Below are 15529 nucleotides of genomic sequence, written 5' to 3' on the forward strand. Positions count from 1 at the left end.
CCTTTATTTTTTAAATTTTATGTTCTCTAACTAATTTTAAAGCTTTAGTCCAATTTGTTAATTGATTCATTAAAGTTTCTATTTCTACTAAATGATATGCACCTGGTGTAAATTCTTGATTTGGTGTCCCAAAATCTTTGTAGTCAACATTAAATGATATGTTTAATTGTTGTTGTACTAATGCGATTTGTTGATATGCTAATTCAGCTCTAAAACCAACGATTGCTCTTGCAGCACCTAAAAATCCATATCCTACAAAAGCTAAAGCTTTATTAGCTACTTCTGGTTTTAATAATTGAAATGCATTTGTTAAACTGCCTGGAACAACATGATTATATTCAGGTGTCACTAACACATAACCATCTAAATTACTCATTGTTTCTTGCCAACGCTTTAAATCATTTAATTGTGTCTCGCTTGGATTTAAACCTATTAAAGGTAAATCAAATGATTTTAAATCTACTAATTCTAATGTAACATCTGAAGCCTTAATTTTATTTGCTTCATTTAAGAACCATTTTGCAACAGTTTCTCCTTGTCTGCCATCACGGATTGATCCTATGATAACACCTATTTTTACTGACATATGTCACCCTCCTATAAAATACTAACACTATGATATTACGAATTCGAAATATTTTCAAATGAATTGCTTATAAAGACAAAACCCACGTGTTTTCGTGGGTTTTTCTCATTAAATAACAAAATTTCCGTTTTCAAACACTAAGATTTCTTTACCATCTTGTGTTAAACCAACAATCTTCATATCACTTGAACCAAACATAAAATCGCAGTGAACTAATGAATTGTTGTATCCTTTTTTCTCTAATTCTTGGATATCTGCTGTTAATCCACCTTTAATATTCATTGGATATGCTCTACCTAATGCCATATGACAACTTGCATTTTCATCATATAAAGTGTTTAAGAATAAAATATCCATATTAGATATTGGTGAGTCGTGAGATATTAATGCAATTTCTCCAATATAACGAGCATTTTCATCCATATTTAGAATACCTTCTAATGCTTCTTTATCAATTCTTGCATCAAAATCTACTACTTTACCATCTTTAAATTCTAACCAGAAATCTTCAATAATTCTTCCTTGGTTATTGAGTGGTTTAGTTGCAACAACCTTACCTTGTGTACCCCATTTATATGGCATTGTAAATGCTTCTTCAGTTGGCATATTTGGGTTGAATACAACACCATTTACTGCAACTTCGGCACCACCTGCCCAAATGTGGTCTTCAATTAACTCAACGGTTAAATCTGTTCCTATACTATTATTAAACTTTAATGCTTTAAAGTTAAAATCATTTAATTTCTTTGTAATAGTTTTTAAATATTGATTGTGGTTTTTCCAAGTTTCAACTGGATCATTTTCTAAATCAACACGGCATGCTTTAAAGATTGCATCCCATAATTTTTCCGTTGCTTCCTTAACATCCATGGTTGGGAATAATTTAGCTGCCCATTTTTCGTTAGCTGCCGCAACTAAAGTCCATTGTGTTTTATTGCCCATTGTATGTTCTCTAAAAAATTGTAGTGCTTTTTGAGAGGCATATGTTACTTCTTGAAGTTTCTTACCATCAACACCACTTAATACATTTGGGATTGGTGAAAGAATTGAAATGAAACATGCACCTTGATCAACAAAGTATTGATATTGATCAATTGAATATTGAGGCACTTCTTTTAAATTTTCTATATCTGCATAGTCATATCCATATCTTGAGATATATTCATCATTCCAAATTAAATGAACTCTTTTAGCACCTGCTAAATAAGCTTCTTTTGCTACTGCTCTTGTTAATTCAACAGCATCTGTTGTTGTACGAATAACAACTAATTGTCCTTTTTGAACATTAGCACCAGTACGGACTGCTAATCTTGCGTATTTTTCAATTAATATTTGATTTGGCATTTTATAATTCCTTCACTTTCTCTAATTTGTCTATGATATATTTACCATCTTTTTTCATTGCATTTATTATAATATATTTTTCATCTAATAGATGGCGGTATGTATTAAAAATATTTGGGAATATCACACCATCTAACATAATGTTTGAATATCCTATTGTAAGGAATGCCATTGGCTCTCCATTTTTTGTTCGAATTTCTTTAACTCTAATAATTTCACCGATAAATCGACATTTATATGTATTAGGATCGAATGGTTTAACTTGATTTAATTTTTCTAGACGTTTAATATAATTCTCCGGTTGATAAAGTATATTAAAGCCTAATGATTCTTTTTCAAATAAAGTTAATTCATCAAATGAATATTCCTCTTTTTTAATCATAACAAAATCATCTAAAAAATCTTTAAATCCTAATTGATCAACATGACTATTTTCAATCATTGTATGATGATTAACACCAAAACTATCTAAAGCACCACTATGAATAAGATATATGATTTGTTTTTGATTAAGTATGCCTTTCATTCTTGAAATAAAGTTTTCAAAATTTATAAATCGTGCTTTATTTCTTTCATTAATAATAGAAAGAGCGGTTTGATAACCAATTCCTTTGATTGATGAGAGTGGCATTAATATGCCATTCTTATGACTTAAAAACTCAGTTGTACTTTCGTGAATACTTGGTGGTAGTAACTCAATTTGATGTTCTTCAATTTCTTGTTTATAGAGTATTATTTGTTCTTGATTAGATTGGACATGTGTCATTAATACGCTCATAAATGATTTAAAGTAGTGTGCTTTTAAGTAAGCCATTTGATAAGCTAATAAAGCATATGCAACACTATGACTTCGATTAAAACCATAATCACTAAACTCAAATATATACGAGAATATTTTTTTCGCTAACTTTTCATCTTTGCCATTTTTTATAGCTTTTTCAATAAATCGATTTTCTTCTTTTTCTAAAGTTTCTTTATCTTTTTTTGCAATTGCACGACGTAATAAATCTGCATCTGCTAGGGTGTATCCGGCAAATGTTTGTGCAATCTTCATAATTTGTTCTTGGTATACAATAATCCCAAATGTCGGCTTTAAAATATCATCGATGGATGGATCAACTAATGAATATGATTCTCCATTCATACGTTTAATATATGTATCGATAAATTGCATTGGTCCCGGACGATATAATGCTAGTAATGCGACAATATCCTCAAAATTTCTAGGTTTCATCTTAGATATTACTTGTCGCATCCCTATAGATTCTAATTGAAAAATACCGGTTGTATCACCTTTTTGAATCATTTCAAAAGTTTTTTTATCATTTAATGGAATTTCTGAAAGTCTAAATTTTAAATCTTCAATTTTGTATAAATCATCAATAATCGTTAAGTTTCTTAATCCTAAAAAGTCAATTTTTAAAAATCCTAACGCTTCTAAATCAGAGGCTTCAAATTGGGATTGATACATTTGATGCGGGCCAAGCTGTAAAGGTATTGTTTCTAATAAATTTTCCTCGGCAAGTATAATTCCTGCAGCATGAGTTCCTGTTTGTCTTGGTAAACCCTCAATCGTTTTAGCTAGCTCAACAACTTTAGATGCTTCATAATCTGTTTCATCTAAAATGTTTTTTTCAATTGCTTTTATAATCGCTGTTGCTCTTTGATTACTTAATCCTAGTACTCTTGAAATATCACGTAAACTTGATCGTTCTTGTAACGTTTGAAATGTTGTAATTGTAATTACATGTTCTTTTCCATATTTTTTTACAACATATTCAATAACTTTGTCTCTATCTCTGTCCGCAAAATCTAAGTCTATATCAGGCATTGTACGTCGTTCGATATTTAAAAATCTTTCAAAAAGTAAATCATATTCAATAGGATCAACATCAGTAATTCCTAATACATACGCAACTAAACTTCCTGCTGCACTTCCACGACCAGGCCCAACTAAAATACCATTTGTCTTTGCAAATAATACAAAATCATAAACAATTAAAAAATAATCAGCATATCCCATTTCATGAATGACGTTTAATTCATGATTAAGTCTATCTAAATAGATTTTATGATTACGTTTTTTACTTTTTAATCTTTTTTCTAAACCTTTATGAGCCAATAATTTTAAATAATCAAATGAAGGTAAATTATCTTTTGTTGGATATTTTGGTAATTTATGTTTATTTTCAATAAATGAATATTTCCCTTCAATTATTTTAAAATTATTCATATTAAATTTATTGTTAAATGGCTTTATAAAAGCATCAAAATCAAGCCACTCTAAATCAATATTATCATCAATTATAGCATTTGATATTTTTCTTAACAACAAATAACTTTCTTTTTCTTTTTGATTAAGATAAGCCATTTTTTTAAACGGTATCCAATTTAATTGATACGTTTTCAATATGCTTTTCCATAAAGGATGTTCTAAACTTAAATCATCTATTCCTAAGATGAGTTGTTTTGTATGTTGAATTATATTTTTAAGTAAATCTGATTCATCTAAATTTAGATTAAAAAAGATTTTTTGATTTGTTGGTAACAGAAGATTTAATTTTTTTGAGTGTGTAAGTAAATCCTCAAATTCAAATTTTGGTGTTGTTTCAACAAAAGTTGAAAGACGCATAAGTTCTTTTAACTCATCATCGTTTTTAGCATAAAAAACCAAGCATAGTTTTTCATTGTTGTAGTTTGCTTCAACTTCTAAACCTAATGTGATAGATATTTGATGGTTTTTAGCTTCTTTAAGAACTTTAAACATCCCACTTAAGTTTTTATCTGCAATAAATAAGGTATCATAACCTTTGTTTTTTGCATGCTTAAATATCTTAGATAAACTTAAGGTACTTTGTTGCATTGAGTATTCAGTTTGAAGATAAACTGATGGTTTCATCTTTATCACCTTATACTTATTATACCGAAGATAATAAAAAAGGATTAAAATAATCCTTATTTATTAAATGTTGCAAATCTTTTTCCAAATTCTTTACAGTCTTCAGCTTCTTTTCTTGAAGGCGTTGAATTGATTCTTAGTCCTTCTTCAAAAAGGTTAAGACCTAAATCGCGAACACGTTCATGCCATGCATCCATCCATTCACCTTCACCCCAGCCATAAGAACCAAATAATGCTATAAGCTTATCACCTAAAAACGGCTCAACTTCTTCATACCAAGGTAAAAATTCTTCCGGTTCTAATTCTTCTATACCCATAGATGGACATCCAAATGCAATACGGTCATATTCTAATGCTTCCATAGGCGTAATTTCATCAATTGTTTTAAGATCTGCTTCTTCACCGGTTTCAATAATACCTTCATGAATTTTTTGTGCCATAATTTCAGTATTACCTGTACCTGTCCAATATACAACGAGAATTGCCATATCGATTCCTCATTTACTTTGATTTTACTTTATTTATTATACTAGATTTATACTAAATTTTCGAGTTCTTTTTATGATATATGTAAAATACACCAAAAATAGTGATACCTACTACTACAAACACACCATAAAAAATATATCTATAATCGATATGATTAGACTCAACAACAATAATCGTTTTAGCTTCTGTATAATTACCACTTTTATCATGAACGTAAAATAAAACTTCATATATACCTTCTTGATAAATGGGTATAAATGATGGACTCATTTTAACATCAAATGTTATATCTTTATCATAGTCATCATACGCTTTAATATAATCTAAGTAATGAAATGGCTCCCCCTTTTTAATATAGATTGCTTGTGGCACTTCTAAAATTGGAGGTAAATAATCAACAATTCTTACAATCAACTTTTCTTCTGATACATTCAAACTTTGATCACTTACAACATATCTTACAGCATAGATACCAATTTTTCCAAATTGGATATCGTGATTAACTTTAACATGATTTATCGATAATTGATCATGATTATCCATTATAGATTCAATATACTCTATAAAGTCTAAACTTTCGATTTCATAAGATATCACGACTTGATAAGTTTTTAATGAAATATATGGCGCTTCATCATCAATAATATTTAAAATCATATGTTGTGATGATTTGTTTTCTGATGAATCATAGGCATGAACATAAATTTCATATGTTCCAATATTTTGATAATTAACATGAGAATCTTCAATAACAAAATAACAATTTTTATCATAATTATCCGTAACTTTAAACATCAAATCATAGTTAGGTCTTGCAAAGTTCTTAATAACAATCTCATCTACTAAACATTCTATTTTAGGTGGTATTTTATCAACCACCTCGACAATTATAGGATAAGTTGTTTCATTTTTGGCTTCATCTTTAACTGTGATTATCACGCGATATTTACCAACTATCGATGTATTTACCTTGCCTGATGTTGTTATTGATAATTGATCAAATTCTGAGTAGTTATCATAAATCAAAAGATAGTCTAAAATATATGGTTCTAATTCATAAACATCAACAATAATTGGCTTAATTAACTCAATCTTAGGTGCTTCCAAATCACTAACCTTTACAATTAATTTTTCGATTGTTTTTAATCCTGTTTTGTCTGACACTTCATAGAAAACTTCATATTTACCTAAAAACGAACTATCAATATAATACGTGATTTTTACATCTTCAATTGATAAATTATCATAGTTATCACTTACAGATTCAATAAGTGATCGTAAGTATGATTCATTAATTTCAGTTAAATAATTAATTGTAATTTCATTAGTTTTTAAAAAGATTTTAGGTGCTCCATTATCTTCAATAAATACAGTGGTTTCAATTTTCGCTTGATTTCCGCTTTGATCTTTAGCATATATTCTTAATGGATATTCTCCAACTTTTTTATAATTTACCATTGAATCATCAATTTCAATTTGAATCACTTTATCATAATTATCTGTGACTTCAATATACTTTGAATAATTAATTTTTTCGAAGACACTTCCTTTAATTTGATCTTTAAGTTTGATTGTTGGTGGTATTTGATCAATAACATGAACAATTGCTTCATGTGTCGTTTTATTTTTAAAAGGATCATATACTTCTACTAATAATTTATATTGTCCAACATGTGATAACTGAACATTAAAATCATTGATTGTGATTGTTAAATCTTTATACTCATAATAGTTATCATAAATTTCGAAATATGATTCGTATTTAACAGATTTACTTCCAACATCAACATAAATATCTTTTGGACCAATAATATTTGGTGGAATATCATCTATGACTTTAAAATAAATTGGTTCTTCACTTGAAAAACCATATGTAGGAAAAACAGCCCTATAATATACAGTATATGTTTTTATATAATTCGTTCTTATAACACTAAATGTCGTATTGTAAATTTCGTACTCATAATACATATAAGGATCTATTTTTTCTTCTCCATCAATATATAAATGTGCCTCAGGCATATACTTATATGGCTCTATAGGATTATTTAAAGGTATTTCTATCATTGTATTAAACCATTCAATAGAAACACTAATTAAGCATAAAAAAAACGATAACATCTAATCACCTCTATATAATAATAGTTTCGATGTTATCGTATATCTTTTTTAAAGTGCATTCATTTCTGATTGATATGCTAATTCTTGTTCTTGTAAAAATTGAGTTTTATATAATTCAAAATAGCGACCACGTTGTTTAAGTAAAGTTTCATGGTTACCCATTTCAATAATTTTACCCATCTCAAGCATAATAATTAAGTCACAATCAACGATTGTTGATAATCTATGTGCAACAATAAACGATGTTCTATTATTAAGCAGTTTTTTTGTTGCATCTTGAATTAATCGTTCTGCTTCACTATCAATTGATGAAGTTGCTTCATCCAAAATTAAAATCTTTGGGTTAGCCAGAATTGCACGAGCAAATGAAATAAGTTGTTTTTGCCCTGTTGATAAAAGATTTCCACCTTCACCAACTTCTGTTTGATAACCTTTTTCAAACTTCATAACGATTTCATGTAATCCGATTGCTTTACTTGCTTCAATAACTTCTTCATCGGTAGCACTTAATCTACCATAACGGATATTTTCCATAATCGTTGTTGAAAATAATAGAGGAGATTGCAATACATATCCTAAATGGTGATGTAACCAAGAAATACTACGTTCTTTATAATCTTTACCATCAATTAAAATTTGACCTTCTTTTGGTTCATAAAATCTAGAAATTAGATTTACAATCGTTGTTTTACCACTACCTGTATGTCCAACTAATGCAACACTCATACCACGATTGATTTTTAAATTAAAGTTCTCTAAAATGATTTCATTTGGTTTATAGTAGAATGTTACATTTTTAAATTCTATTTCTCCTTGAATCTCTTCCCAGTTTTCACGTCTTTGATCAAACCAATCACCATATTTTTGGATGACTTCTTCTGTGTCTTTAATTTCTGGATTTGTTTGAATTAAATCTAAGACACGTTCTGCTGATGCTTGAGCTTGTTGAAGTTGTGAAATAAAGTTTGTTAAGGTCACAACCGGGTCAAAAAAATTCACAGTAGCACGAATAAATAAATATAATGTACCAACTAAAATTAATCCTTCTGATGCATAATATGATCCACTATACATAATGATTGCGACAATAAAGTAACAAACAGTTAATAAAATAGATGAATATAGCGATGATAAACTATTAGCTTTTACGCTTGATCGATACATACGATTTGCTGTTTCATCAAACTCCATTAAACTGCGGTCTTCGATAACTAAAGATTTCGTTGTCTTTGCGCCATTAAAACTTTCTGAAAACTTGGCAGTTAATTCTGAATTGTAATGTCTTGCTTCTCTATGACGTAGTAATACACGTTTTCTAAAAAATATTGTAACTAAAAACATTAATGGTAATGAACACGTCACAATTAATGCTAGTATTATGTTATAAAAATATAACATGATAAGTGTTGCAATCATTAATAAAATTGACCAAACAAAATCTATTAATCCCCATGAAATAACTTGACTTAAACGTCTAGCATCACTTGTCATACGAGCCATAATCCAACCTTGTGGTGTGACATCATAATACGAAAATGGTAACTTTTGAAGTGTTTTAAATGCTTCTTTTCTTAAGTCATATGAAACATTTGCTTCAATAATACCACCTTGGTAAATAAAACCATATACCGTTAATCCAAATGCAACAGCCATACCAATATTTGCACCAATATACCATCCATAATAAGTGAAATTATTTTTTGTAACTAACTCATCAATTGCATATTGGCTTAAAACCATTTGTAAAGTATCTAATAAAGCTAAACTTACAGCACATATAATCATGATAATTAAATTAAATTTGTTTCTCATGATTACTTTAAATAATTTTTTCCATACTGGAAGGCTAATCTTTTTTAATTTATCGTCATCATCTTTCGTGTTGTACATAAATTATTTGCCCTCCCTTACTAATTCTAAAAATTCTTTTTCAAGTTTACCTTGAATACCCCATAATGTCTTATATAACCCTTCCTTAGCGGAAAGTTCATCATGTTTACCAATTGCTTCAATCATACCGTCTTTAATTACAACAATTTTATCTGCTTCTTTAGCTGTTGTAATACGGTGTGTAATAATAATATTTGTTGATTTATGATCACGTTCTTTTAATGCTTTTCTAATTGCACTATCTGTATGATTATCTAATGCTGACAATGCATCATCAAAGATTAAAATAGGTTTTTCACTAACTAAAATACGAGCAATCGCAATTCTTTGTTTCTGTCCACCTGAAAGTGTTGTACCTTTTTCACCAACTTTGGTTTGATAACCGTTTTGGAAAGTGTGAATATCTTTTTCAATTGCTGCTGTTCTTGCAGCCATTTCAATTTCTAGTTCAGTAGCTTTTGGATTTGCAATTGAGATATTTTCATAAACCGTTTTCGAATAAAGGAACGGGTCTTGAAGGACTGCACCAATGTTTTTTCGTATATGTTGTTTTTTAATATCACGTAATTCAACACCATCAATTAATATGGAACCTTCATATTCATACATTCTCATAAGTAAATTAATAATGGTTGTTTTACCAGATCCTGTCTTACCAATAATAGCGACTGTTTCACCAGGTTTAATTTCAAATGAAATATTTTTTAGTAGATATGATTCATCATCATCAAACTTAAATGAAACATTTTTAAATTCAATATGTCCTTGAATTTCCGGTTCTAATGTACCATCAATAGCGTATTCAATAGGCTTTTTAATAATTTCATCAATTCTTCCCATCGCAACAGATGCTTTAGAAAATTCATTAATTAATCTACCTAATCCACGAATCGGCCATACTAATAAACCTAATAACATGAGCGCTGCAACGATTTGAGGTGCATCCATCACACCTTGTCTTGCAAATTCAATACATAAAATTGTAATACCTGCATATTGGCTTAATGAAATTAAATCCATGAACCCCCAATATAAGGCAACCATTTTATTTGCTTTAATATTCATATCTGTATATGCTTTATTTTTTGCTTCCATTTTTTCTATTTCAAATGGCTCATTCGCAAAAGCTTTAACAACCTTGCTTGCAGATACGTTTTCTTGAATAACTGTCATCATAGCAGATTCTTTTTCTTCAACTTCATTAAATACTTTTTCAATTTTATTAAAATAAATAATCGATGAAATTGTATAAACTGGTATGACAGCTAAACTAATCCACATGATTGTTTGATTGATATGATACATTTGATATACACCAGAAAATAATGAACCCAGTAATCCAATGAGTTGCATTAATGTTGTAACAATAAAACCTGAAGTAGTTTCAACATCTGATGTTGCTCTTTGAATTAAGTCACCACTGTCTGAATTATTATGAAATTTATAGTCTAGATTTTGCACATGATCAAATATTTTTAATCTCAATTCTTTAGCAATCTTTTCTTGAATTGCACCTTTTAAATAATTTTCATAATACATTAATGTATAGCGAATAATTTGATATGTAAAAAGCGCTAAGGCAACATAAAAGACAACCATTAAAATGGTTTCACCTGATTCAAAAAATTGAATTAGAAAATTTGGTAAGTTTATTTGTGTATCTGATGGTGTTCCTAAAAAGTTATTTAACGCATAAATGATATATTGCGTAAATAAAGGAATAAATGAATATGTGAATCGGTGAATTAACACCAACACAATTAATACTAAATAAGCAAACAGATGTCCTTTTGTTAATTTAAATAGTGACTTTAATCTCATGATGCATCCCTCATTTTTTGATAAAAAACATGCAAAGAATGACTTCCTTGCATGTTAAATTTTTTAAGCTTTTTTAAAATGTATTTTTAAAAAACAAATTTATTTCGGAGTCATCTCCCACATTTAATTTTATCATAGTTAAATCAATAGTCAATCAATATTAAGCGATATATCATTAAGTTTATAATAAACATTTTGGGCAAGTTGGGTTGCATCTTTATAGTATCCTGCTTGTTTAAGTAAATCAATACCTTCTTGATACCAAAAATCAATAAGTAGTTTTTCATCTGGCAAGTCATTCATCTTTAATACATCGTATCTTAAAAACTCTAATAATTCTTCTTGTTTCACTGTGTATTTAGTCTTTAAATAGGTTACCAATAACTTTTCATGGTTTGTAAATTCAAAACTTAAATTTATCATTTTGAATAACTCATCTTTTTTGTTTAATCTATTTAAAATCAGAAGCATTAACATATATGATCTAACATCATTAATCGTATAATTTTTCATAAGTTCATATGCTGATTCATAACGCATATGAATGTAATAAAAGTGTGCTTTTAAATAAACTTTATTTTCTTTACTTATGTGTAAATTATCATTTAAATGTTTGTTTAATTGAGCTTCATTTAAAAATTGATTCATGTATGTAAAATAATACACTTTAAGTTCATTTACTAAATGATAATAACCATGATAAACTAACTTTTGTATCATTTTTTCATAATGTAATTGAATATATGGATGATGATTCATCATTAAAGCAATTCTTAATTTTTCTTTTTGAATTAACAAATCCAATTTTTGATGAACGTTCTTCTTTTTAATTAATTCTAATGCGATAAAACTATCTTTCAATCGACCTTCAATCTGAAAAATTAAAGAAACAAAATATAAAAATGCTTGAAGTTCTAAATCATTAAAGTTTTTGATGTAAAGTATTAAATCTTCTAATATATTTTTAGCTTCTTGATACATCTTATGATAAACCAAATAACCGAAATAGTTTAGTTTACTTTTATAATCTTCATCATATTTAAATGCATCAATAGGTAAATTAAATAACATAGATTCAATAATATTATCTAAAATGTTTTCTTGTTCGAATGAATCATTTGATGTTAATTTAATTTGAAATCTTTCACTTAAAAGAGCAATATATTTTTCAGATGGTTTAATTAAGTTGTTTTCAACTTTAGATAGATAAGATACGCTACATATTCCTTTTGCACCTTCTTCTAATGTCATATTCATCTTCTTACGATGATGTTTAACTATTGAACCAAATTCATCATCGTAATTTGGAAGATACTTTCTCATATTCATATAGTGTTCAATCGTCGAGATGTGTATATACATAGTTGTCAACTCCTTAAACTTTTTTTCCATTTTAAAAATATGCCATTTTTTTGATAAAAACTCAAGTCGTCATTTTCCTTGATTTTATTCATCTGAAAAAAATAATGTGAAAAATGTGATAATTTTAATAAAAAAGTAGACTTTTTTTAGCCTACTTAATTTTTTTATATTTTATTAATAATATTTTCTCTTCGAATATCGTATTCTTCTTTAGTGATTAACCCTTTTTCATATAAATTTTCAAGTTCTCGAAGTTTTGATTCAAGATCACTCCATGAACCTGTTTCATCTTTTTTTTCTTTGGAACCTAAAATACCAAATAAACCTGCAAGTAATCCACCACCAAATAATAGGTATATTGACCACCCAAACGCTTTATTTCTAGATGCTTTACCGTTTCTTGCTTGAATTAAAACAAATGCTGCATATACATTGAGTGCTGCAATAATAAATGAAATAACAGCTAAGAAACTTAACATATTTTGTACACTTGATAACAAGTCATTAGCAACTAACTCGTCATATAATCCTGGAATTTGATTGATTATTGAAAGACCATCAGTTGCTAGAATTTGTATTCCTGATAAAAAACTATTTAAAGCTGCAATTAACGCGATAATAATAGCAATTAATAAGAAATTTTTATTCATTTTTTTAATCCTTTTCTATAATTTTTTTACGACGAATGTCATATTCTTCTTTAGTAATAAAGTTATTATCATATAAACGATTTAACTCTATGAGTTTTTGTTCTAATGATGTTGATGAAGATGGTTCATCACTTTCAACAGCTAGTAACCCAAAAATACCACCAATAAGTGATGTAAAGATTAAGTAAATACTCCAGTTTCTAACCTTGTCTTTATCAACTATTCCTTTTTTTGCTTTTCCTAATACATTAAATGCAACAATATTTAAAACACCTAATGGTATTGTAATAATTGCCATAAATGCTAAAAGAAATGCAATTCCACTGATTAAAGCAAACACCTGTGCAACTGTTAAATATGTCTTGTTCATTTTATCCCCTTTCCCTTAAACCCTTTCTATAATTTGTTGACGTAATTTTTGATATTCTTCATATGTAATTAATTCTTTTTCATACATAGATTCAATTTCTTTTAATTTATGTTCAAGTGAACTCGTGTGTTCTTCATTACTTGCATTTGATCCTAATATACCGAATATACCTGGTAAGAACCCTGCAGTAAACATAAGAACAATTGACCATATAAGTGCAACTCTAACAGGTCTTAATTCTTTTCTAACTTGTTGAATGTTTAAACCTGCAATTATATTAATAATAGAAACTGCTAACATCACTGCACTCAATGAATTTAGATACAAATTAAACATTTTTATTTGTTCAATGCTAATTAAAGTATCATCAAATATAAGACTTCTATCAAAACTTAAAAGTATAACAGCTAATAAAATCAAAATAACTGCTGTAATATAGGAAAATATAACAGATACTTTTAAATATGTTTTATTCATATAATGTACTCCTTAAATACTTTCTATGATTTTTTTTCTTCGAATGTCATATTCTTCTTTCGTGATCAAATTTTTATCATACAAGCGATTTAATTCTAAAAGTTTTTGTTCAAATGATGTTTTTATTGTATTATTTTTTTCTTCATCATTAACTAAAAACCCTATAAGTATAAAAATACCTGCAGGAGCAAGTACTAAACAAAAGATAATACTCCAAATGATACCTTCCGTTTTACCACTATCTCCTTTTGAAGCAACTATACCTACTCTTGCAATACCTATAATAATAGCAGCTAGAAACGCCAATAGAAATACCGAAAATACACGCAATGGTCCTAGCATCATAAGTATGAAAGCAATCCCTACGTATATTGTTACAACAAAACCAGCAATAATTTGTCCTGCAAGAATAAATCCGTTTTTCATATTATTTAGCCCCTTTTAAAATAATTCGTTTGTCACAATACCCCAAATTATCTCCTAAAAAAGTTTGTGAATTAATGACGATACCATGACATACAACGATTACCTTTTTATAATCTAAATATTTTTCAAGAACCTTATCCACACGATTTTTAACAGAATCAATCGATTCCCAAGGATATAGCGTATCTTTTGATCGAATGCCTTTAGATTGCCAAAACTCATCAGATGCTTTTCTATAATCATCGATTTCATACGCCATGGTTGTATCAATTAACCATTCATGAAGATCATTTTCGACTTGCAATGGTATGCCTGTAATCCGTGATATGATTGCAGCTGTTTCTAAAGCTCTTGTATAGGGTGATGAAATAATTAACTCAGCATCTTTCAATTCGTTATCTAAAGCTCTTAAATAAGCTTGTTCACGTCCTTGAAGTGTGAGTTGTCCTAAATCATGCCCCAATCCTTTAAATCCTCTAGATTGAACAATTTCATATGTAGGCTCGCCATGTCTAATCATAATAAATTGTGTCATCTTATATCCCCTCTGAATTGTATTACTACTGTAATTATAGCATGAATAATTAATTTATTTAAATAGTATTTATCCATACTAATTGATATATATTCATAGTCTTTATTATAAAAATCAATATATATACTAATTATTTCGTTTTCATTTAAAAGTTTGTTTGTTGTAATAACTAAAATTTCTTGATTCATAAATAAATCCCCCTTATATATTAGAGGGATTTTTATAATAGGTATTTAAAATAGTTGGTGTAAAAAAACACCTTTCAATTAGGTGGTGGTAGTACACCATCTTTTTTAAAGGCCGAAATAAATATATAAAAAATGAAGAACACCTTTTATAATATAGTTAGTCGTAACTAAAAAAACAAAGGAGTTCTTCATGTATGATAATATCACAAAACTATATAAATTAGAAAACATAAATTCAAAAATAGAATCACTTGATACCACAATAGATGGTGAAGTACTTACACTTCATCTAAAGTTACTAAAAGATAATATAAGTTGTCCACTCTGTCAAACATATCCGATGTATTTTCATGGTTTTAGGTTAAAAAAAT

Annotated in this window: 15 protein-coding genes; 1 reads left to right on the top strand and 14 read right to left on the bottom strand. The window is 28.1% G+C overall.

Going from position 1 to position 15529, the window contains the following annotated elements:
• Positions 1–10: 10 nt before the first annotated feature.
• From T434_RS0103305 to T434_RS07895, 14 genes are all read right to left on the bottom strand, one after another.
• Positions 11–586, bottom strand: coding sequence for an NADPH-dependent FMN reductase (locus T434_RS0103305; protein ID WP_026399891.1), 576 nt, complete (start codon positions 584–586; stop codon positions 11–13).
• Positions 587–694: 108 nt separating this feature from the next.
• Positions 695–1930, bottom strand: a complete 1236-nt coding sequence (locus T434_RS0103310; RefSeq protein ID WP_026399892.1) for an aminopeptidase — start codon at positions 1928–1930, stop codon at positions 695–697.
• A gap of 1 nt (position 1931) precedes the next feature.
• Positions 1932–4829: a DNA polymerase III subunit alpha gene (locus T434_RS06775; protein ID WP_026399893.1), complete on the bottom strand. Its 2898-nt coding sequence runs from the start codon at positions 4827–4829 to the stop codon at positions 1932–1934.
• Positions 4830–4885: 56 nt separating this feature from the next.
• Positions 4886–5317, bottom strand: a complete 432-nt coding sequence (locus T434_RS0103320) for a flavodoxin (protein ID WP_026399894.1) — start codon at positions 5315–5317, stop codon at positions 4886–4888.
• Positions 5318–5369: 52 nt separating this feature from the next.
• Complete coding sequence (locus T434_RS0103325; protein ID WP_026399895.1) at positions 5370–7439, bottom strand: DUF5011/hyalin repeat domain-containing protein; 2070 nt, start codon at positions 7437–7439, stop codon at positions 5370–5372.
• Positions 7440–7487: 48 nt separating this feature from the next.
• Positions 7488–9329, bottom strand: coding sequence for an ABC transporter ATP-binding protein (locus T434_RS0103330; RefSeq protein WP_026399896.1), 1842 nt, complete (start codon positions 9327–9329; stop codon positions 7488–7490).
• Between the two features lie 3 nt (positions 9330–9332).
• Complete coding sequence (locus T434_RS06780; protein ID WP_035358228.1) at positions 9333–11150, bottom strand: ABC transporter ATP-binding protein; 1818 nt, start codon at positions 11148–11150, stop codon at positions 9333–9335.
• A gap of 150 nt (positions 11151–11300) precedes the next feature.
• Positions 11301–12512 carry a helix-turn-helix domain-containing protein gene (locus T434_RS0103340; protein ID WP_210997112.1) on the bottom strand — a complete coding sequence of 404 codons (1212 nt, stop codon included), beginning with the start codon at positions 12510–12512 and terminating at the stop codon, positions 11301–11303.
• A gap of 164 nt (positions 12513–12676) precedes the next feature.
• Positions 12677–13162 carry an SHOCT domain-containing protein gene (locus T434_RS0103345; protein WP_026399898.1) on the bottom strand — a complete coding sequence of 162 codons (486 nt, stop codon included), beginning with the start codon at positions 13160–13162 and terminating at the stop codon, positions 12677–12679.
• A 4-nt stretch (positions 13163–13166) separates the two neighbouring features.
• The gene (locus T434_RS0103350; RefSeq protein WP_026399899.1) at positions 13167–13532 is read right to left on the bottom strand and encodes an SHOCT domain-containing protein; all 366 of its coding nucleotides are present in this window, start codon (positions 13530–13532) and stop codon (positions 13167–13169) included.
• Positions 13533–13547: 15 nt separating this feature from the next.
• Positions 13548–14009, bottom strand: coding sequence for a hypothetical protein (locus T434_RS0103355; protein WP_026399900.1), 462 nt, complete (start codon positions 14007–14009; stop codon positions 13548–13550).
• Between the two features lie 12 nt (positions 14010–14021).
• Positions 14022–14435: an SHOCT domain-containing protein gene (locus T434_RS0103360; RefSeq protein ID WP_026399901.1), complete on the bottom strand. Its 414-nt coding sequence runs from the start codon at positions 14433–14435 to the stop codon at positions 14022–14024.
• A 1-nt stretch (position 14436) separates the two neighbouring features.
• Positions 14437–14970, bottom strand: coding sequence for a histidine phosphatase family protein (locus T434_RS06785; protein ID WP_051614353.1), 534 nt, complete (start codon positions 14968–14970; stop codon positions 14437–14439).
• Positions 14967–15158 carry a hypothetical protein gene (locus tag T434_RS07895; RefSeq protein WP_162150676.1) on the bottom strand — a complete coding sequence of 64 codons (192 nt, stop codon included), beginning with the start codon at positions 15156–15158 and terminating at the stop codon, positions 14967–14969. Before T434_RS07895 ends, T434_RS06785 begins: the two co-directional genes overlap by 4 nt.
• 190 nt (positions 15159–15348) lie before the next feature.
• On the opposite strand from T434_RS07895, the gene T434_RS0103370 reads away from it, so the two are divergent.
• A partial coding sequence (locus T434_RS0103370; protein WP_026399902.1) for a hypothetical protein occupies positions 15349–15529 on the top strand: 181 nt, incomplete at its 3' end.

Source organism: Acholeplasma equifetale ATCC 29724 (assembly GCF_000687735.1).
Taxonomy (GTDB): domain Bacteria; phylum Bacillota_I; class Bacilli_A; order Acholeplasmatales; family Acholeplasmataceae; genus Acholeplasma; species Acholeplasma equifetale.